General features: G+C 71.9%; 15 protein-coding genes and 3 tRNA genes. 15 read left to right on the forward strand and 3 right to left on the reverse strand.

Translation table 11 applies throughout. From position 1 onward, the window contains the following. Positions 1–3 precede the first annotated feature (3 nt). From AB0I67_RS27960 to ptsP, 11 genes are all read left to right on the forward strand, one after another. Positions 4–76 (forward strand) — tRNA-Glu (locus AB0I67_RS27960). A gap of 88 nt (positions 77–164) precedes the next feature. Beyond that, a tRNA-Asp gene (locus tag AB0I67_RS27965) sits at positions 165–239 on the forward strand. Positions 240–244: 5 nt separating this feature from the next. Beyond that, a tRNA-Phe gene (locus AB0I67_RS27970) sits at positions 245–321 on the forward strand. A 210-nt stretch (positions 322–531) separates the two neighbouring features. Then, positions 532–1,293 carry a DeoR/GlpR family DNA-binding transcription regulator gene (locus AB0I67_RS27975; RefSeq protein ID WP_357929013.1) on the forward strand — a complete coding sequence of 254 codons (762 nt, stop codon included), beginning with the start codon at positions 532–534 and terminating at the stop codon, positions 1,291–1,293. Next, positions 1,290–2,276 (forward strand): 1-phosphofructokinase, encoded by a 987-nt coding sequence (gene pfkB, locus AB0I67_RS27980; RefSeq protein ID WP_357929016.1) that lies wholly within the window; start codon positions 1,290–1,292, stop codon positions 2,274–2,276. The genes AB0I67_RS27975 and pfkB overlap by 4 nt, the downstream gene beginning before the upstream one ends. Positions 2,277–2,278: 2 nt before the next feature. After that, positions 2,279–3,370 carry a PTS mannitol transporter subunit IICB gene (locus AB0I67_RS27985; protein ID WP_357929018.1) on the forward strand — a complete coding sequence of 364 codons (1,092 nt, stop codon included), beginning with the start codon at positions 2,279–2,281 and terminating at the stop codon, positions 3,368–3,370. Beyond that, positions 3,367–3,675, forward strand: a complete 309-nt coding sequence (locus AB0I67_RS27990) for a PTS lactose transporter subunit IIB (protein WP_357929021.1) — start codon at positions 3,367–3,369, stop codon at positions 3,673–3,675. Before AB0I67_RS27985 ends, AB0I67_RS27990 begins: the two co-directional genes overlap by 4 nt. Next, the gene (locus AB0I67_RS27995; RefSeq protein ID WP_357929025.1) at positions 3,668–4,084 is read left to right on the forward strand and encodes a PTS sugar transporter subunit IIA; all 417 of its coding nucleotides are present in this window, start codon (positions 3,668–3,670) and stop codon (positions 4,082–4,084) included. Before AB0I67_RS27990 ends, AB0I67_RS27995 begins: the two co-directional genes overlap by 8 nt. Continuing rightward, the gene (locus AB0I67_RS28000) at positions 4,081–5,076 is read left to right on the forward strand and encodes a zinc-dependent dehydrogenase (RefSeq protein ID WP_357929028.1); all 996 of its coding nucleotides are present in this window, start codon (positions 4,081–4,083) and stop codon (positions 5,074–5,076) included. The genes AB0I67_RS27995 and AB0I67_RS28000 overlap by 4 nt, the downstream gene beginning before the upstream one ends. Positions 5,077–5,085: 9 nt before the next feature. Next, positions 5,086–5,364 carry an HPr family phosphocarrier protein gene (locus AB0I67_RS28005; RefSeq protein ID WP_357929031.1) on the forward strand — a complete coding sequence of 93 codons (279 nt, stop codon included), beginning with the start codon at positions 5,086–5,088 and terminating at the stop codon, positions 5,362–5,364. Then, positions 5,357–7,021, forward strand: a complete 1,665-nt coding sequence (gene ptsP, locus AB0I67_RS28010; protein WP_357929033.1) for a phosphoenolpyruvate--protein phosphotransferase — start codon at positions 5,357–5,359, stop codon at positions 7,019–7,021. Before AB0I67_RS28005 ends, ptsP begins: the two co-directional genes overlap by 8 nt. On the opposite strand, the gene AB0I67_RS28015 is transcribed toward ptsP, so the two are convergent. Further along, complete coding sequence (locus tag AB0I67_RS28015; protein WP_357929036.1) at positions 6,990–7,322, reverse strand: PadR family transcriptional regulator; 333 nt, start codon at positions 7,320–7,322, stop codon at positions 6,990–6,992. The two genes, ptsP and AB0I67_RS28015, sit on opposite strands and share 32 nt — an antisense overlap. Positions 7,323–7,360: 38 nt before the next feature. Next, positions 7,361–9,253 (reverse strand): glycosyl hydrolase family 8, encoded by a 1,893-nt coding sequence (locus tag AB0I67_RS28020; protein ID WP_357929038.1) that lies wholly within the window; start codon positions 9,251–9,253, stop codon positions 7,361–7,363. 279 nt (positions 9,254–9,532) lie between these two features. Here AB0I67_RS28020 and AB0I67_RS28025 point away from each other — a divergent pair, with 279 nt between their 5' ends. From AB0I67_RS28025 to AB0I67_RS28040, 4 genes are read left to right on the forward strand one after another with little or no spacing between them, the layout of a single operon-like run. Next, positions 9,533–11,188, forward strand: a complete 1,656-nt coding sequence (locus AB0I67_RS28025; protein ID WP_357929041.1) for a discoidin domain-containing protein — start codon at positions 9,533–9,535, stop codon at positions 11,186–11,188. Beyond that, on the forward strand, positions 11,188–12,342 hold the full coding sequence (locus tag AB0I67_RS28030) for an MFS transporter (protein WP_357929043.1): 1,155 nt from the start codon (positions 11,188–11,190) through the stop codon (positions 12,340–12,342). Before AB0I67_RS28025 ends, AB0I67_RS28030 begins: the two co-directional genes overlap by 1 nt. After that, a complete protein-coding gene (locus AB0I67_RS28035; RefSeq protein ID WP_357929046.1) occupies positions 12,339–13,250 on the forward strand; it encodes a hypothetical protein in 912 nt (303 codons plus the stop codon). Before AB0I67_RS28030 ends, AB0I67_RS28035 begins: the two co-directional genes overlap by 4 nt. A 37-nt stretch (positions 13,251–13,287) precedes the next feature. Continuing rightward, positions 13,288–14,247: a helix-turn-helix domain-containing protein gene (locus AB0I67_RS28040; protein ID WP_357929049.1), complete on the forward strand. Its 960-nt coding sequence runs from the start codon at positions 13,288–13,290 to the stop codon at positions 14,245–14,247. 3 nt (positions 14,248–14,250) lie between these two features. Here the strand turns inward: AB0I67_RS28040 and AB0I67_RS28045 are convergent, their stop codons facing one another. Continuing rightward, a complete protein-coding gene (locus tag AB0I67_RS28045) occupies positions 14,251–17,751 on the reverse strand; it encodes a S8 family peptidase (RefSeq protein WP_357929052.1) in 3,501 nt (1,166 codons plus the stop codon). Between the last annotated feature and the right edge of the window lie 250 nt (positions 17,752–18,001).

Raw genomic sequence — 18,001 nt, forward strand, 5'->3', positions numbered from 1 at the left:
TGAGCCCCCATCGTCTAGCGGCCTAGGACACCGCCCTTTCAAGGCGGCGGCACGGGTTCGAATCCCGTTGGGGGCACCGGGTTTACCGGGAAAACGGCAGGTCGAAGGCCTCCGAAAACCTGGTAAGCTAAGCGAGGCGGAAACGCCAAGCGAAACAAAAGCAAGGTCCTGTAGAGCAGTTTGGAGTGCTCGCCACCCTGTCAAGGTGGAGGTCGCGGGTTCAAGTCCCGTCAGGACCGCTCAAGGTCAGGTAGCTCAGTCGGTACGAGCGTCCGCCTGAAAAGCGGAAGGTCGGCGGTTCGACCCCGCCCCTGACCACCAGTTACCAGCAAGAAGCCCCGTAGCGAATGCCGCTTCGGGGCGTTTTTGTTTTTCCGGACCTCCAGGACTTCCAGGGTGACGTGCCCCCTGGGTCTCCACGCGCTCACCGCGCACACCGCCATCTCCCCCGCGTGAGCCAGGTCTTGACCGGTCACACATCCGGAGATAAAAACAATCAAAACCACATCGAAACGGCGGTGAACCAACACGATGTACGCCGAGGAGCGCCAGCAGGAGATCCTGCGCAGAGCTCGCGAAGCCGGACGCGTGGACGTAGTGGCCCTGGCGGAGATCTTCGACGTCACCACCGAGACAGTCCGCCGCGACCTGACGGCGCTGGAGCGGGCGGGTGTGGTCCGGCGGGTGCACGGGGGCGCGATCCCGGTGGAGCGGCTGGGGTTCGAGCCGGGGCTGGCGGCCCGCGACGAGGTGATGACCGCGGAGAAGGAGCGGATCGCCAAGGCCGCCCTCGCCGAACTCCCGGACGACGGCTCGGTGATCATCGATGCGGGTTCCACGACGGGCCGGCTGGCGCAGGTGCTGCCGGTGGACCGGGAGCTGACGGTGGTGGTGAACTCCCCTCCCCTGGCCTCGGTGCTCGCGACGCGGGGCAACCTGACCGTGATCATGCTGGGCGGCCGGGTGCGCGGGCGGACGCTGGCGACGGTGGACGACTGGGCCCTGCGACCGCTCGCCGACCTGCACGTGGACGTGGCGTTCATGGCGACCAACGGGTGCTCGGTGGCCAACGGCCTGACGACGCCGGACCCGGCGGAGGCGGCGATCAAGCGGGCGATGGTGGCCGCGGCCGAGCGGAGCGTGCTGCTGGCCGATCACACCAAGTTCGGGAACACCTACCTGGCCAGGTTCGCCTCCGTGCAGGAGATCGACCTGGTGATCACCGACACCGGCCTGGACGCCTCGGTCGCCGCCGAGCTGGCGGGGGCGGGGCTGGAAGTGGTCCGGGCATGATCCTGACCCTGACCTTGAACCCGAGCCTCGACCGCACGATCGAGGTGGCCGAGCTGGAGCGCGGCGCGGTGATCCGGGCCGGGGCGGCGCGGCTGGACCCGGGCGGCAAAGGGGTGAACGTCTCGCGGGCGCTGCTGGCCAACGGGGTGGTGTCGTGCGCGGTGGTGCCCTTCGGCGGGGACGAGGGGCGGCAGCTCGTGCACCTGCTGGCCGACGCGGAGCTGGAGATGGTGACCGTGCCGGTCCGGGGCCGGACCCGGTCGAACGTGACGCTGGCCGAGCCGGACGGCACGGTCACCAAGATCAATGAGCCGGGGACGCCGTTGTCGGCCGCGGAGCTGGACACCATCGCCGAGGCGGTGCTGGCCGCCGCGCACTCGGCAGATTGGGTGGTCGCCTCCGGGAGCCTGCCGCCCGAGGTGCCGCACGACGTGTACGCGCGGTTGTGCCGGCGGTTCAGCGGGGCGGGGATCCAGGTGGCCGTGGACACCAGCGGGCCCGCGCTGCTGGCCGTACTGCCGGCGGGGCCCGCGCTGGTGAAGCCCAACCGGGACGAGCTGGCGGAGGCGACCGGGGGGCCGGTGGACTGCCTGGGCGACGCGGTCGAGGCGGCCGAGAAGCTGCGGGCGGCCGGGGCGCGCACGGTCCTGGCCAGCCTGGGGGCGGGGGGCGCGCTGCTGGTGGCCGAGCAGGGGGTCTGGTACGGCGAGTGCCGGGTGGACGAGCCCCGCAGCACCGTCGGCGCGGGAGACGCGCTGCTGGCCGGCTTCCTGGCCGCCCTGTCCGCCACCACCTCGACACCCGGCCGGTCCCCCTCAGGTGGGACACGGCCGCAGGCACTCGAAGACGGGCTGCGTGAAGGGCTGGCCTGGGCCGCGGCGGCCGTGGGGCTGCCCGGGAGCCGCATGCCGCGCCCAGCCGACATCCGCCGCGACCGAGTCCGGCTTCGCCCCGTAGATCCCTCCATCCCCCTGGGAGAGTAACCATGGCGGACACCTACACCCCGCCGGTCACCGGCACCGGCGCCAAGGCCACCATCCAGCGCATCGGCGGCTACTTAGCCGGGATGATCATGCCGAACATCGGCGCGTTCATCGCGTTCGGCCTGATCACCGCACTGTTCATCCCCACCGGCTGGCTGCCGAACGAGGACTTCGCCAAGCTCGTCGGCCCGATCATCTCGACCCTCCTGCCCATCCTCATCGGCTACACCGGCGGCCGGATGGTGCACGGCCAGCGCGGCGCGGTCGCCGGTGCGGTGGCCACGATCGGCCTGGTCGTCGGCGCCACCATCCCCATGTTCCTGGGCGCGATGATCATCGGTCCGCTCGCCGCCTACGTCCTCAAGCTGGTCGACGGAGCGACCGAGAACCGCGTCAAGCCCGGCTTCGAGATGCTGGTGGACAACTTCACCGCCGGCATCGTGGGCGGCGGCATGGCCCTGCTGGGCGCCTGGGGCATCGGCCCGGTGGTCAAGGCGGTCACCGACTCCGCCGGCAGCGCGGTGGGCTGGCTGATCGACAACGGCGTCCTGCCCGCGGCCTCGCTGCTGATCGAGCCGGCGAAGGTGCTCTTCCTCAACAACGCGATCAACCACGGCGTGCTGGGACCGCTGGGCGTCGCCGAGGCGGCCAGGACCGGCAAGTCGATCCTGTTCATGCTGGAGTCGAACCCCGGGCCGGGCCTCGGGCTGCTGCTGGCCTTCATGGTCTTCGGGCCGCTGGCGATGCGCCCCAGCACCCCCGCCGCGATCATCATCCACTTCTTCGGCGGCATCCACGAGATCTACTTCCCGTACGTGCTGATGAAGCCGCGCCTGATCCTCGCCGTCATCGCGGGCGGCGCGACCGGCGTCTTCATCTTCATGATCACCGGAGCGGGCCTGGTCGCGCCGCCGTCGCCGGGAAGCATCTTCGCCTATCTGGCGGTCACGCCGCGCGGCGGCTGGCTCGGGGTGGGCCTGGGGATCCTGCTGTCCACCGCGGTGACCTTCGTGGTGGCGGCGATCCTGCTCGGCTTCGGCCGAGGCGAGAAGAAGCTGCAGGAGCAGCAGCAGGCAGAGGAGGCCTCCGCGTGAGCGGCATCGACAGCAAGGACATCCGCAAGGTCGTCATCGCCTGCGACGCGGGCATGGGCAGCAGCGTGATGCTGGCCGGGACGGTCCGCAAGCAGCTCAAGGGCACCGGCGTCGAGGTGGAGCACACCCCGGTCAACGCCATCCCCGCCGACGCCGACGTGGTGCTCACCCACGCGGGGCTCGCCGCCCGGGCTCGGGCCGCCGCGCCGGGCAAGGTGGTCGTCCCGTTCCAGATCTTCCTCGGCGACCCGGCCGTCGCCAAGGTCATCGACGCGATCAAGAACGGCGGGACCGTCGGTGCGTGAGGTTCTGGAGCCGCGTGCCGTCCTGCTGAACGAGAGCGCGGCCACGCGGGACGAGGCGATCGTGCGCTGCGGCGAGGTGCTGGTGGAGATCGGCGCGGTGGCTCCGCCGTACGTCCAGGCGATGATCGAGCGCGAGCGCTCGATCTCGACCTACGTCGGCGAGCAGGTGGCGATCCCGCACGGCGTCTCCAAGGAGCACGTGCTGCGCGACGCCCTCTGCGTGCTGCGCTTCCCCGCCGGGATCGACTGGGACGGCGAGCGGGTCACCCTGTGCGTCGGCATCGCCGCCCGCGGCGACGGGCACGTGGCGCTGCTCGCCGAACTCGCCGAGGTCCTGCTCGATCCCGAACGCGCCCGCACGTTGCGCGAGGCCACCGATGTCGACACCGTCCTGAAGGAGCTCACGTGAAGGTCGCCCGCTTCCACGCCCCCGGCGACATCCGGCTGGAGGAGGCGCCGCGGCCGCAGGGCGACCTGGTCATCCGGGTGCGCAACTGCTCGACCTGCGGCACCGACGCCAAGATCCTCCGCCACGGCCACCACCGGCTCCGCCCGCCGCGCGTGCTGGGTCACGAGATCGCCGGCGAGGTGGTCGGCAGCGGCGAACGCGTCCAGGTGATCGCCGCCATCCCCTGCGGCACCTGCCCGGACTGCCGGCGCGGCCGGCTCACCGTCTGCCCGAACCAGGAGTCGATGGGCTACGACTACGACGGCGGCTTCGCCGAGTACATGGCGATCCCCGACAAGGTCGTCGCGGTCGGCGGCGTCAACCGCATCCCCGACGGCGTCTCCTACGCCGAGGCGTCGGTCGCCGAACCGCTCGCCTGCGTCCTGAACGGCCAGGAACTGGCCAGGGTCGGCGAGGGCGACGACGTGGTGATCATGGGCGCGGGCCCGATCGGCTGCCTTCACGTACGGCTGGCGCGGGCCCGCGGCGCGAACCGGGTCTTCCTCGTGGACGTCAACCAGGAACGGCTGGCGATGGCCGCCGACCTGGTCCAGCCCGACGCGGTGATCGACGACTCGGCGGTCGAGCAGGTGCTCAAGCTCACCGGCTCGCGCGGCGCCGACGTGGTCATCACGGCCGCCGCCTCGGGCCAGGCGCAGGAGCAGGCGATCCGGATGGCGGCGAGGCAGGGGCGGATCAGCTTCTTCGGCGGGCTGCCCAAGGACGACCCGATCATCGCCTGCGACTCCAACCTCGTGCACTACCGCGAGCTGACCATCGTCGGGGCCAACGGGTCGAGCCCCGCGCACAACGCGCAGGCGCTGGAGCTGATCGCCTCGGGACAGGTGCCGGTGGCCGATCTCATCACGCACCGGCTCCCGCTGGACCGGGTGCTGGACGGGATCGACCTGGTCAGCCGGGGCGAGGCCATCAAGGTCACGATCGAGCCGTAGGAGGCGGAGATGGCGGAGCGTACGGTGGCCGTCGGGTCGCGGTCGGGGCTGCACGCGCGGCCGGCCAAGCTGTTCGTCCAGGAGGCGCAGCGGCTCGGGGTGGCGGTGAAGATCAGCGTGGGGGCGGGCAAGCAGGTGCCGGCCGCCAGCATGCTCGGGGTGTTGTCGCTCGGGGCGCGGCAGGGGACCGAGGTGACCTTGTGGGCGGCGGACGGGCCCGAGGGGGAGGCGGCGCTGGACGCGCTGGCCGCCTTGCTGGGACGGGATCTGGACGCCTCCGATGACTGACGTCGCGGGCGCTGTGGATCGGGGGCTGCGGGGGCTCGGCGTGAGTCCGGGGCGGGCGGCCGGGCCGGTGGTCCGGATGGCGGCGCCGCCGGTCCTGCCGCCGCCGGGGACGGCCCATTCGGAGAGGACCGTGGGTGAGGGGCTGGCCGCGGTGGCGGATGAGCTGGAGGCGCGGGCCGCGCGGGCGGGGGGTGCGGCTGGGGAGATCCTGGAGGCGCAGGCCATGATGGCCGCCGACCCGATGCTGCGGGAGGCGGCCGAGGACCTGGTGAAGGAAGGGCTCGACCCGGCGCACGCGCTCGACGCCGCCTTCGCGACGCACCGCGAGGCGCTCGTGGCCGCTGGAGGGTACTTCGCCGAGCGGGCCGCCGACCTGGACGACCTGCGGAACCGGGCGGTGGCCGCGGTGCTCGGGCTGCCGATGCCGGGGGTGCCGGATCCCGGGCACCCGTTCGTGCTGGTGGCCGAGGACCTCTCCCCCGCCGACACCGCCGGGCTGAGCGGGGACGTGCTCGCGCTGGTCACCGAGAAGGGCGGGCCCACCAGTCACACCGCGATCCTGGCCCGTGGACGGGGGCTGCCTGCGGTGGTGGCCTGCGAGGGGGCGCTGGGGCTGGCGGAGGGGGCGCTGGTGGCTGTGGACGGGGGCAGCGGCGAGGTCGTGGCGGGTCTGGAGCCGGGTGAGGTGGCCCGGATCCAGGCGGAGGCCGCCGCCGAGCGGACCCGGCTGTCCGGCAGCCGCGGCCCGGGCCGGACCGCCGACGGGCACCCGGTCAAGCTCCTCCTCAACATCGGCTCAGCGGCGGACCTGGAGGTCGAAGACCTCGGGGCCGGGGCCGAAGGGGTGGGGTTGTTCCGGACGGAGCTGCTCTATCTCGGCCGCCGGTCCACGCCGGGCTTCGACGAGCAGGTGGCCGCCTACGCCGCCGTCTTCCGCGCCTGCCCGGACGTGGTCGTCAGAACCCTGGACGCCGGCACCGACAAACCCCTCCCCTTCCTCGACCTCCCCGACGAGCCCAACCCGGCGCTGGGCATCCGCGGGCTGCGCGTGGACAGGCTCCGGCCCGAGGTGCTGGACACTCAGCTCGCCGCCCTGGCCGAGGCCGCGCGGGCGACCGGAACCGAGCCGTCGGTGATGGCCCCCATGGTCGCCACCGCGGCCGAGGCCGCCGCCTTCGCCGAGCGCGCCCGCGCCGCCGGGATCGCCCGCGTCGGGGTGATGATCGAGGTGCCGGCCGCCGCCCTGCTGGCCGCCGAGATCCTGGCCGAGGTGGACTTCCTCAGCATCGGCACCAACGACCTGGGCCAGTACACCTTCGCCGCCGACCGCCAGCACCCCGGCCTGGCCGACCTGCTCGACCCGGCCCAGCCCGCGTTGCTGCGGCTCGTCGAGCTGTGCGCGTCCGCCGGCCGTACGGCAGGCAAGCCGGTAGGGGTGTGCGGCGAGGCGGCGGGCGACCCCCGCCTGGCGCCGATCCTCGCCGGCCTCGGAGTCACCAGCCTGTCCATGTCGGCCGTCGCGCTCCCGGCGGTGCGCGAGGCGCTGGCCGGGCACACCCTGGAGGCCTGCCAGGAACTGGCCCGGGAGGCGCTCAGCGGCCGGCGGTACCAGCGCTCGGCGGTGGTCACGTGCGGCCCGGGTCGAGGCGGCCCCTGACCACGCCGGCGGCCTGGTGCATGCGCTCGGCCTCGGCGGCGGTGATCGCCCGGCCGTGGTCGGTGATCCGGAAGTAGCGCCGGTTGCGGCCGCTCACGACCTCCTCGCGGTCGATGCTGAGCAGGCCCTGGGCGGTGAGGCGTTCGAGGATGCCGTAAAGGGTGCTGATCGACGGACGGACGCGATCGCAGGACAGGGCGATGACCTGTCCTGCGATCGCGTTGCCGTGCAGGGGGCCGTCGAGGAGCGCGGCGAGCACGAAGTACATCGGCTCGCTGACTTCCGTTGATCGTCTCGGCATGGCGATCAACGTACTCCGTTCAACGGAGCTAGGGCAAGCTACGGCACCCAGTGGTTGTGCGTGACGGTGATCATGACCTGGAGCTGGATGCTGGCCGCGAAGTAGCTGCTGCTGTCGATGGGCGTGGCGACCATCCGGTTCCAGAGCGCGTCGAGCCAGGCCTGGCTGCCGGAGTCGGTCATCGCCGCGACCGCGAAGGGCGCGAAGTAGGCCGGCGAGCTGCCGCCGGCGAGCTGCGTGCCGTTCAGCTTGTACCCGATGGCGATCTTGCCGGGATCGCCGCCGGTCTTGCTCTTGATCCAGGTGTTCAGCTTGCGGGCCTGGGCGAGGGACTTGGCGTCCCCGCTGGTGACCGCGTCGTCGCCGATCCGCCACGGCACCCGGCAGGCGTTCCAGTAGTAGTTGCCGTCGTTCGGCGACTCCAGCACCTCGCCGGCGGCCGGCTTCGGGGTGGAGTTGGTGTTGATGACGAAGTCGGGCAGCAGGCCGGTGCTGGAGGCGAAGTTGTTCTGCAGCGTGGTGATCAGGTTCTGGTGGGCGTTGCGGATGGTGTCCCAGGCGGAGTCGCCAGTGGCCTTCCTGAAGGCGCGGAAGTGCGAGGCCATCCAGTCGGAGGTGCGGCTGATGTAGTAGTGCTCGCCGCCCGGGGTGCTCCAGTCGCCCATCTTCATCAGGTTGGTCGAGGGGTTGACCTCGTCCTTCTTGATGGCGTTGATGTGCCGGATCGCGAGCTGCTTGTAGTTGTAGGCGCCGGAGCTGCCCCACTGCTGGTCGGCCAGGAGCAGGCCGTAGGCCACGTCCATGTCGCCGTCGGTGGCCGCGTCGGTGCCGTTGACGCTGACGCAGGAGCTGTTCTGCTCGGCGGCCAGCAGGTCGGGGTTGATCGAGGAGGGGTGGTCGAGCTTCCACTTGACCAGGCCGTCGAAGATCTTCTTGGCGTCCGGGTCGGCTCCGGCCATGGTCGCGACGATCACCATGCCGTAGCCCTGGGCCTCGGCGACGTAGTCGTGGTCGGCGTCCGGGGAGTAGACCTGGTACCAGCCGTTGCCGCAGTTCTGCCGGACGAAGGCGGCCTTCCACCGCTTGTAGTAGTCGACCACCTGGGCGTCGAGGGCGGACTGGCCGCCGGTCGGCTTCAGCATGCCCGCCACGTAGGGCCGGGTGTGGCTGCCGAAGGGCACCGCGACCCCGCCGGTGCCGGCCTGGGTGGTGGCGGTGACGCCGTTGCTGACCGGCGAGAGGTTGCCCGCGGCGTCCCTCGCGCGGACGGTGTAGGCGTAGGCGGTCGAGGCGGTCAGGCCGGTGTCGGTGTGGCTGGTGCCGGTGACGGTGGCGACCTCGGTGCCGCCGCGGAAGACGGTGTAGCCGCTCACGCCGACGTTGTCGGAGGAGGCGTCCCAGGCCAGGCTCACCGTCGAGGAGGTGGTGCCGGTGGCGCGGAGGTTGCCCGGGGCGGTGGGGGGCGAGGTGTCGCCGCCGCCGGCGGGGGCGCCGTACACGTCGAACTCCCACAGGGAGTAGCCGTAGGGGGTGCCGCGCTGCGTGCCGTACATGCGGATGTAGCGGCCGGCGCCGGAAAGGGTCAGGTCGTCCACGCCGCCGTCGCCGCTGCTGGTGGAGTAGACGTCGGACCAGGTGGCCGCGTCGTTGGACGTCTGGATCTTGTAGGTCTTGCCGTACGCGGCCTCCCAGTTGAGGCGGACGCGGCTGATGGTGTGGGCCGAGCCGAGGTCGACGCGCACCCACTGCGGGTCCACGCCTTCGAGCGAGGCCCAGCGGGTCGTGGTGCTGCCGTCGACCGCCTTGCCCGCCTCGAAGCCGCTGGCCTCGATGGAGGAGGCGGCCGCGGGTTTGCCTCGCGACACCAGCGGGTCGGCCGAGGCCGGGGCCAGCAGGGGTAACGCCAGGGCGACGGCCATGAAGAGTTTCACGAGGACACTCCCGGTTAGTTAAGAAACATTCCTAACTCTCAGCGGAGAGTAAGCGGCCTTACCGAACCATACAAGGCCCAATCTTTCGCCTGGCCAGAGCGCGGTTGCCGCCGGCTTAAGAGGTTAGGAACGTTTCCTAACTTTCTTGACACCCCCCGGCAGGGCTTGCATGATGCCCAGTGAAGGGCTTGGCGCGGCGTCCCTCCGGACGTGACGTGCTCAGCTTGTCGAGCTGCCCCGGCCCTCAGGTCCACGCCGCCTGCACCCCCGGGAACCTTCATGACACGATTCCTGTTACCCCTGTTCCTGCTCTTCCCCAGCCTCAACGGCGTCGCCGCGGAGACCCTGCTCTCGCAGGGCAAGCCCGCGACCGCCTCCTCGATCGAAGCCTCCGGCTTCGAAGCCGGCGAAGCCTTCGACGGCGACACCTCCAGCCGCTGGGCCTCGCTGGAGGGCAGCGACCCGCAGTGGATCCAGGTCGATCTGGGCGCCAGCCGCCAGATCACCCGCGTCCGGCTCAACTGGGAGGCCGCGTACGGCAAGACGTACAAGATCCAGCTCTCCGCCGACGGCTCCTCCTGGACCGACGCCTACTCCACCAGCACCGGCGACGGCGGCGTGGACGAGGTGACCGTCAGCGGCGCCGGCCGCTACGTCCGCATGTACGGCACGGCCCGCGGCACCTCCTACGGCTACTCCCTGTACGAGATGGAGGTCTACGGCGAGGGCGGCACCACCCCCGACCCGAGCTACCAGGCCGAGAACGCCACGATCTCCCAGGCGATCATCGACACCAAGCACGCCGGCTACACCGGCACCGGCTTCGTCGACTACGTCAACACCACCGGCGGCTACATCGAGTGGACGGTGACCGCGGCCGCGGCCGGGGCCCACCGGCTCGACTTCCGCTACGCCAACAACTCCACCACCGGCAACCGGCCGGTCGCCGTCACGGTCAACGGTTCCAACGCCGCCAGCCTGACCTTCCCGCCGACCGGGGCCTGGACCAACTGGACCGTCCAGAGCGCCACGGTCACGCTCAACGCCGGCGCCAACACCATCCGGGCCACCGCCACCAGCTCGGTCGGCGGACCCAACATCGACAAGCTGGACATCGCCCCCGACACCGGCGGCGGCAGCAGCTTCGTCGTGGCCGCGGCCGGTGACATCGCCCAGCAGTGCACCGCGAGCTCCAGCTCCTGCATCCACCCGAAGACCGCCACCCTCGTGGAGTCGATGAACCCCGAGTTCGTGATCACCATGGGCGACAACCAGTACGACGACGCCCTGATCTCCGACTTCCGCAACTACTACGACAAGACGTGGGGCAGGTTCAAGAACAAGACCCGGCCCACCCCCGGCAACCACGAGACCTACGACCCCGCGGGCTCGCTGGCCGGCTACAAGTCCTACTTCGGCGCCATCGCCTACCCCAACGGCAAGCCGTACTACAGCTACGACCACGGCAACTGGCACTTCGTCGCGCTCGACTCCAACGACTTCGGCAGCACGCAGCTCAACTGGCTGAAGGCCGACCTGGCCGCGAACACCAAGAAGTGCATCGCCGCCTACTGGCACCACCCGCTCTACAGCTCCGGCGAGCACGGCAACCAGCCGGTCGCCAGGGCCACCTTCCAGGCGCTCTACGACGCCCGCGCCGACCTGGTGCTGGGCGGGCACGACCACCACTACGAGCGGTTCGGCCCGCAGAACGCCAACGGCGGCTCCGACAGCCAGGGCATCGTGTCGATCATCGGCGGCACCGGCGGCGCCTCGCCGTACGCCATCGAGAACGTCCAGCCCAACAGCCTCAAGCGGCTGACCGACACCTACGGCGTGGTCAAGCTGACGCTCGGGACCGACTCCTTCCAGACGCAGCTCATCGGCCTGGACGGCTCGGTCAAGGACTCCAGCCCGACCTACTCCTGCCACTGATGTACGTCGCCACCGCGAAACTGACCAGGCTCAGACTGCTCCTGGCCGTCCCCGGAAACGTGGTCGCGCTGGGAGCGGTGAGCCTGGTCACCGACATCTCCTCCGAGATGGTCACCGCGGTCCTGCCGTACTACCTGGTGCTCGTGGTGGGGCTCAGCCCGCTGGCCTTCGGGCTGGTGGACGGGCTCTACTTCGGGGTCACCGCGCTGGTACGGCTGGCCTCGGGGTACGCGGCCGACCGCTGGCAGCGGCGCAAGCTCGTGGCCGGGCTCGGCTACGGCCTGTCGGCGCTGTCACGGCTCGGCCTGCTCGCGGCGGGCGCCTCGGTGCCCGCCCTGGGCGCGGCGGTCGCCGTGGACCGGGCGGGCAAGGGCCTGCGCACCGCCCCGCGCGACGCGCTGATCTCGCTCAGCGCCGAGCCGGGGCAGCAGGGTCAGGCCTTCGGCGTGCACCGGGCCATGGACACCGTCGGCGCCTTCCTCGGACCGCTGGCCGCCTTCGGGCTCCTGGCCCTGGGCGGCGCCTACGACCTGGTCTTCGTGGCCAGCTTCGCGCTCGGCGCGCTCGGCGTCGTGCTGCTGGTCCTCTACGTGCGCGACGCGGTTCCGGCGCGGGTCCCGGTCCCGGTGCCCGCCGGGCCGGTCGCCACTCTGGCCACGGTCACCCCGCCCCCGGCGCCGCGGCCCTCGCTGCGCCTGCCCACCGACCGCCGCTTCCGGCGCATCCTGCTGCTGGCCTGCCTGTTCGGGCTGGTCACGCTCAGCGACTCCTTCATTTACCTGCTGCTCCAGGACCGGGTCGAGCCCGCCTTCTTCCCGCTGCTGCCGCTCGGCACGGCCCTGGCCTACCTGCTGCTGGCGGTGCCGGTCGGGCGGCTGGCCGACCGGTTCGGCCGGATGCGGGTCTTCCTGGCCGGGCACGGCCTGCTGGCCCTGTTGTACGTGCTGCTGGCGGTCAACGCCTCGCCGCTGGCGGTGCTGGTGCTGCTCGGGCTGTTCTACGCGGCCACCGACGGCGTGCTGATGGCGGCGGTCGGCCCGCTGCTGCCGGACGCGACGCGGGCCAGCGGGCTGGCGTGGGTCCAGACCGGGCAGGCCGTGGCGCGCATGCTCTCCTCGATCCTCTTCGGTCTGGCTTGGACGGTGCTGGGATGAAACGGGTGCTGATCGTCAGCCTGGCGGCGCTGCTGCTCGGCCTGGGGGTGACCGGGTACGCGTGGTGGCGTTCCGGGCCGGTGGCGGGGGCGCCGGAGGGCCTCCTGGTGCGCGACGCGGCCTCCGGGCTGATCACCGGCACGGACCGCCGCTGCGAGCGCTTCTACCGGGCCGCCGACACCGGCGTCTGCCTGGTCGTCGAGCCGGGCGCGGTGCCGAAGACCTTCGCGCTCGTCCTCGACCGGAACATGCGCGAGGTGCGGCGGGTGCGGATCGCCGGCATCCCCAGCCGGGCCCGCGTCTCGGCCAGCGGCCGGATGATCTCCTGGACCGTCTTCGTCACCGGCGACTCCTACAACAGCGGCGGCTTCTCCACCTGGACCGGGATCCTCGACACCAAGACCGGCTACCTGGTCACGAACATGGAGGAGATCCCGCTCTTCCTGGACGGCAAGCGGTACTACTCGGTCGACGTCAACTACTGGGGCGTCAGCTTCGCCGCCGACGACAACCGCTTCTACGCCACCGTCTCCACCAAGGGCCGCACCTACCTGGTGGAGGGCGACTACGCGAACTGGCGGGCCAAGACGCTGGCGCAGAACGTCGAGTGCCCGTCGCTGTCGCCGGACGGCACCCGGCTGGCCTTCAAGAAGCGCATGCCCGGCGGCGACTGGCGGCTGCACGTCCTCGACCTGGCCACCATGCGGCAGACCCCGCTGGGCGAGCCGGCCAACGTGGACGACCAGGCGGCGTGGCTGGACACCAAGACCGTCCTGTACGGCAGGGCCGGCGACGTCTGGTCGGTGCCCGCCGACGGCACCGGACAGCCGAAGCGGCTGGTGACGGGGGCCTCCTCGCCGGTGCCGTTCCCCGCGGCCGCGGCGGCGGTCTCTAGAATGGCCCGGTGATCTCGACTTACCGGGCAAACTACCCCAAAGCACGACCTTGCTCAGCGCCGCAGGACTGACCGCCGAGGAGGAGGCCGCCTACCGGCTCCTGATCAGGAGCGCCGGGGTCGAGCCGGCCGAACTGGCGGAGGTCCTCGGCATCGAGAGCGAGAGCGCCCGGCACGCGCTGGCCGCCCTGCTGGCCAAGGGGCTGGCGCGAGCCGTACCGGGTGAGGAGCGGTTCGTGGCCGTCGCGCCGGACGTGGCGCTGGCGGCCCGGTTGCACCGCCGGCAGGAGGAGGTCGACCGGGCCCGGCAGGCGGTCGAGCAGCTCACCGCCGAGTACCTGGCGCACTCGCGGCGGCGCGAGGCGACCCAGCTCATCGAGGTGATCACCAGCAGGACCGCGCTGCGCGAGCAACTGCGGCTGCTCCAGGACAACGCCCGGCACGAGGTGGTCAGCCTCTGCCGGGCCGGGCACGTGGCGATGACCTCGGAGGAGAACACCGAGGAGCTCGCCGCGCTGCGCCGCGGGGTCGGCTACCGCGTGCTGTACGAGCGGGCGCTGCTGGAGGAGCCGGGCATGCTGGTCAACCTGGCCGAGGGCATCAAGCTCGGTGAGCAGGCCCGGGCGGCGGCCGAGCTGCCGGTCCGCATGATCATCGCGGACGGCGAGCTCGGCGTGCTCCCGCTGGTCCAGCACACCGGCGGACTGACCCAGCTCACCGCCGCGCTCATCCGGCCCAGCAGCCTGCTCGACGCGCTCAAGGCGCTGTTCGAGAGCCTGTGGGAGCGGGCCACCCCGGTCAGCCTCACCCGGCCGGACAGCCCGCTCGACGCCGACCACCTCTACCTGCTGTCGCTGCTGGTCGCGGGGGTGCCGGACAAGTCCATCGCGACCCAGCTCAAGGTGTCGCAACGGACCGTCCAGCGCCGCATCACCCACCTGATGGAACAGGCGGGCGCCCAGACCAGGATGCAACTGGCCTGGCACGCCGCGCGCGAGAACTGGCTGTGACGATCAGTACGCCCTGATCACCGTCTGGGTGACCCGGTTGCCGGCCGAGTCGGTGGCGCTGACCCGCAGCGACGGGCCGGAGCGCAGCACGATCGCGGTGTAGCGGCCGTCGCCGAGCCGGTGCACCGGCTGCCGGCGCCAGGTCGCGCCGGCGTCGTAGGACACCTCCAGCCGCAGGTCCTTGACGCTGACGCCCGGCAGGTGCCGGACGGCGAGGCCGAGCAGGCCCGGCCGGACGTCGTAGTCGAGCTGCAGCAGCGGCACCGCCTCCTGGCCCCGCTTGGAGCGGAAGGTCCAGGCGGTCTCGGTCGCCACCGCGGTCGTCCACTCCTCCGAGGTGCGCTTGGTGGACAGCTCCAGGCGGTACTCCGCCTCCTCGGCGACCGCCGGGAAGGCGCCCCAGGCGGCGTCGCGCTCCTCGACGAGCACCCCGTTCCGCAGGAACCGGGCCGAGACGGTGTCGTTGTCGACGCCCGCCCGGGAGACGTGGCCGGAGGCGTCCACGAACTCGGGGACGCGGATGTCGAAGGTGTCGTCCTTGCGGGTGGGCTGCGCCAGCCAGGCGGGGATCGCCGGCCGGACGACCGGGCCGTGCCAGCCCTCGCTGACCCGCTCGCCCGGCTGGTAGCTGCGCGGCGCCTCGGTCAGGCCGTCGCGCAGCCGGTTCATGTCGTCCCAGGTGTACTGGTGGTTGACCAGGTGCTGCCAGACGGAGCCGTCCGCACTGACGTACTCGGTGCGGCTGGAGGGCGCCTTGACGACCCGCTGCGTCTCCATCGTGTTGCCCAGCGAGAACGCCTGCCACGGCCGCCAGCCGAAACGCTGCTCCTTGGCCCAGCCGAAGCCGCCCGCGTCGTGGTACCTGGTGTCGACCCGCGCGGTGTTGCGGTGGCTGACCTCGTGCACGATCCGCTCCGGCACCCGGCCGCTGGAGACCTGCCACACGTCGTAGAGGTACGGCGAAGCCATCGTGCCGGTGACGTCGAGCAGGGCCCGGCCCTTCCTGACCCGCTCCAGCAGCCGCTGCCCGTGGTCGTTCGCCATGACCAGGAGCGGGATGGGCTGGTGGATGTTGGCCGGGTTCCAGCCGCGGGAGAACGCGCTGTCCGGGGTCAGCACGATGATCGCCGAGGTCGCGCCCGCCTTGGCCGCCTCGCCCGCGGGATCCTCCCAGTTCATGGTGGCTGCGTCGAGGATCGCGGTCTTGCCCCGTACGCCGCTGGTGCCCTCGACGAGCCGCCACAGGTGCCGGCCGTCGACCGCGGGCGAGCCGCCCCACAGGCCCATCGGGTAGGTCTCCCCCGCCAGCTTCGCGGTGATCTTGGGCTTGACGAGCTGCCAGCGGGAGGCGAACTCGAAGCTGCCCTCGGCGACCGGCTGCGTGGGCGAGACGTTGAGGCCCTCGATGACGTCGAAGTTCATGACGCCCTGGGAGATCTTGCGCGAGCCGTAGGCCCGGTGGGTGAAGTAGGTGAAGATGCCGACCTGCTCGGCCGGCTCGCTCACCTTGACCGTGACCGGGGTGGTCTTGCGGAAGTCGATCAGCACCTCCATGTCGCGATCGACCTTCAGCTCCGGGATGACGACCAGGCCGTCCCGCGGGTGCATGCGGCCCCAGCCGCCGGCCAGGTTGAGCACCTGGGTCATGTAGGTGCCCTCGGCGACCTCCACGGTCAGACCGTCCTGCGGCAGCCAGGTGAGCAGGTCGTCCAGGCGGGTGGCGCCGAACATCGAGATGGTGTCCGCGCCGGTCGGGTTGCCCGCCGCGTCGACTGCGGTGAAGCGGACGGTGTGCTGGGGGCCGGTCCAGGTGAGCGCGATCGTGGTGTGCACGGTCTCGGCGCCCGCGGTGGCCACGACGTGCCCGCCGTACCGGCCGTAGGGCAGGGCGGCCAGGTCGGCCCGGACCTGCACCTCGGCGGTGCCGCCGGCCGGGACGGTGACGCTCGGCGCGCTGAGCGCCACGCCCTGCAGGGTGCTGGACAGCGCGAGGGTGATCGGGGCGTCGGTGCCGTTGCGGTAGGCGATCGTGCCCTCGGCGGCGGTCGAGCCGCCCTTCTCGTGCTTGCCGAGGTTGACCGAACCGGTCGCGGTCACGCCCTGGCGCAGCGCGCGGGCCACGTCGAGCCGGCCCGCGCCGGCGTCGTCGACGAGCTGGCCGTCCACGATCCGGGCGGAACCGATCAGCGCGTTCTTGATCTGGTCGGCCCGCCAGTCGGGGTGGCGCTGCTTGAGGATCGCGGCGGCGCCCGCCACGTGCGGGGTGGCCATCGAGGTGCCGGACGCGGCGGTGTAGCGCTCGTCCACCGGCTGGCCCATCGACGTCCCCGCCGCGCGGGCCGCCACGATCGCGACGCCCGGCGCGGTGAGGTCCGGCTTGGGGGCGTCGTCGAGGCGCGGGCCGCGGCTGGAGAAGTCGGCGACGGCGTCGTTGCGGTCCACCGCGCCGACCGTCAGCGCGGAGGTGGCCGCGCCGGGGCTGCCCACCGAGTAGGACTGGCCGTCGTTGCCTGCGGCGACCACGAACAGCGCGCCCGTGCTCTCGGTCAGGGAGTCGACCGCCTGGCTGAGCGGGTCGGTGCCGTCGGTGGCCTCGCCGCCCAGGCTCATGTTGATCACCGAGGCGCCCGAGGCGGCGGCCCACTCCATGCCCTGGATGACGCCGGAGGTGCTGCCCGAGCCGTCGTCGCCGAGCACCTTGCCGATGATCAGTTCGGCGCCCGGTGCGACGCCCTTCTTACCGTCGCCGCCCGCGATCGTGGCGGCGACGTGCGTGCCGTGCCCGTTGCCGTCGGCCGCGCTGGGCTCGCCGGTGAACACCTCCGCCTGCTTGACCCGCCCGGCGAGGTCCGGGTGGGTGGCGTCCACGCCGGTGTCCAGGACGGCGACCTTCACGCCCTTGCCGTCGAAGCCCGCCCGCCACGCCTCGGGCGCGCCCACCTGGGGGACGCTGTGGTCGAGTGCGACCTTGACCTTGGCGTCGAGCCAGATCCTGGCCGCGCCCTGGCTGAGGGCGGAGGGGTTCCACAGCTTGCCGATCGTGGCCTTGTCGGCCTGGACCGCGCGCCCGCCGATGCTCGGCAGCGGCGTGCCCGAGGCGGCGGCGAAGCTCTCGCCCTTGCTCTCGTTGAGCAGCAGCAGCGGCAGCTTGCTGGTCTTCGCGTCGTCGTAGCCCTGCTCGATCAGGTCGCTGACCGCGAACAGGGCCGGGTCCAGGCGCTTGGCGGCCAGGTGCGGGACCATGTCCACCGGTACGACGCGGAGCTCCCCGTCCTCCTCGGTGGTGTGGAAGCCCATCCGCTCGCGGCCCGGGCCCGGTCGCACCTCCACCGCTCGCCGGCCCTGGTCCGCCTGCCGTACGGTCACCACGTCGCCGGTGACCAGCGTCACGCGGTGCACGTCGAAGGGTGCGGCTTGCGCCGCCTCGGCCACCGCGACCGGCGCGGGACTCAGCAGGGCGGCGGTGGAAACTCCCACCGCCGCCACATGTGCGGACCAGTGCATGGGGGGCAGACCTCTCGCATCAACAACCTGTGGACACGAGGGTGAGCGATGGGACGGGCGAGCCGCCAGCGCTCAGACCTGCCATTTGTCTGACATGTCGCGATTACGACACCTGGGAGCCACCTCGCCGACACCTCTGCCGGCGCGGCGGGCCCTGGGCAAAAGAAGAGGGAGCCCGGCGCGGCACCGGGCTCCCTTCTGGCGGCAACAGGCCGTCCAGGTATGGCTGGGGGGCCACGCAGCAACGCTA

It is taken from the genome of Nonomuraea sp. NPDC050310, assembly GCF_040655795.1.
GTDB lineage: Bacteria > Actinomycetota > Actinomycetes > Streptosporangiales > Streptosporangiaceae > Nonomuraea.

Coding starts and splice junctions, on each gene's coding strand:
- ptsP (WP_357929033.1), top strand. CDS start 5,357: ATGACTGACGTCGCGGGCGCTGTGGATCGGGGGCTGCGGGGGCTCGGC.
- AB0I67_RS28030 (WP_357929043.1), top strand. CDS start 11,188: ATGTACGTCGCCACCGCGAAACTGACCAGGCTCAGACTGCTCCTGGCC.
- AB0I67_RS28005 (WP_357929031.1), top strand. CDS start 5,086: ATGGCGGAGCGTACGGTGGCCGTCGGGTCGCGGTCGGGGCTGCACGCG.
- AB0I67_RS28015 (WP_357929036.1), bottom strand. CDS start 7,322: ATGCCGAGACGATCAACGGAAGTCAGCGAGCCGATGTACTTCGTGCTC.
- AB0I67_RS28035 (WP_357929046.1), top strand. CDS start 12,339: ATGAAACGGGTGCTGATCGTCAGCCTGGCGGCGCTGCTGCTCGGCCTG.
- AB0I67_RS28045 (WP_357929052.1), bottom strand. CDS start 17,751: ATGCACTGGTCCGCACATGTGGCGGCGGTGGGAGTTTCCACCGCCGCC.
- AB0I67_RS27985 (WP_357929018.1), top strand. CDS start 2,279: ATGGCGGACACCTACACCCCGCCGGTCACCGGCACCGGCGCCAAGGCC.
- AB0I67_RS28025 (WP_357929041.1), top strand. CDS start 9,533: ATGACACGATTCCTGTTACCCCTGTTCCTGCTCTTCCCCAGCCTCAAC.
- AB0I67_RS27975 (WP_357929013.1), top strand. CDS start 532: ATGTACGCCGAGGAGCGCCAGCAGGAGATCCTGCGCAGAGCTCGCGAA.
- pfkB (WP_357929016.1), top strand. CDS start 1,290: ATGATCCTGACCCTGACCTTGAACCCGAGCCTCGACCGCACGATCGAG.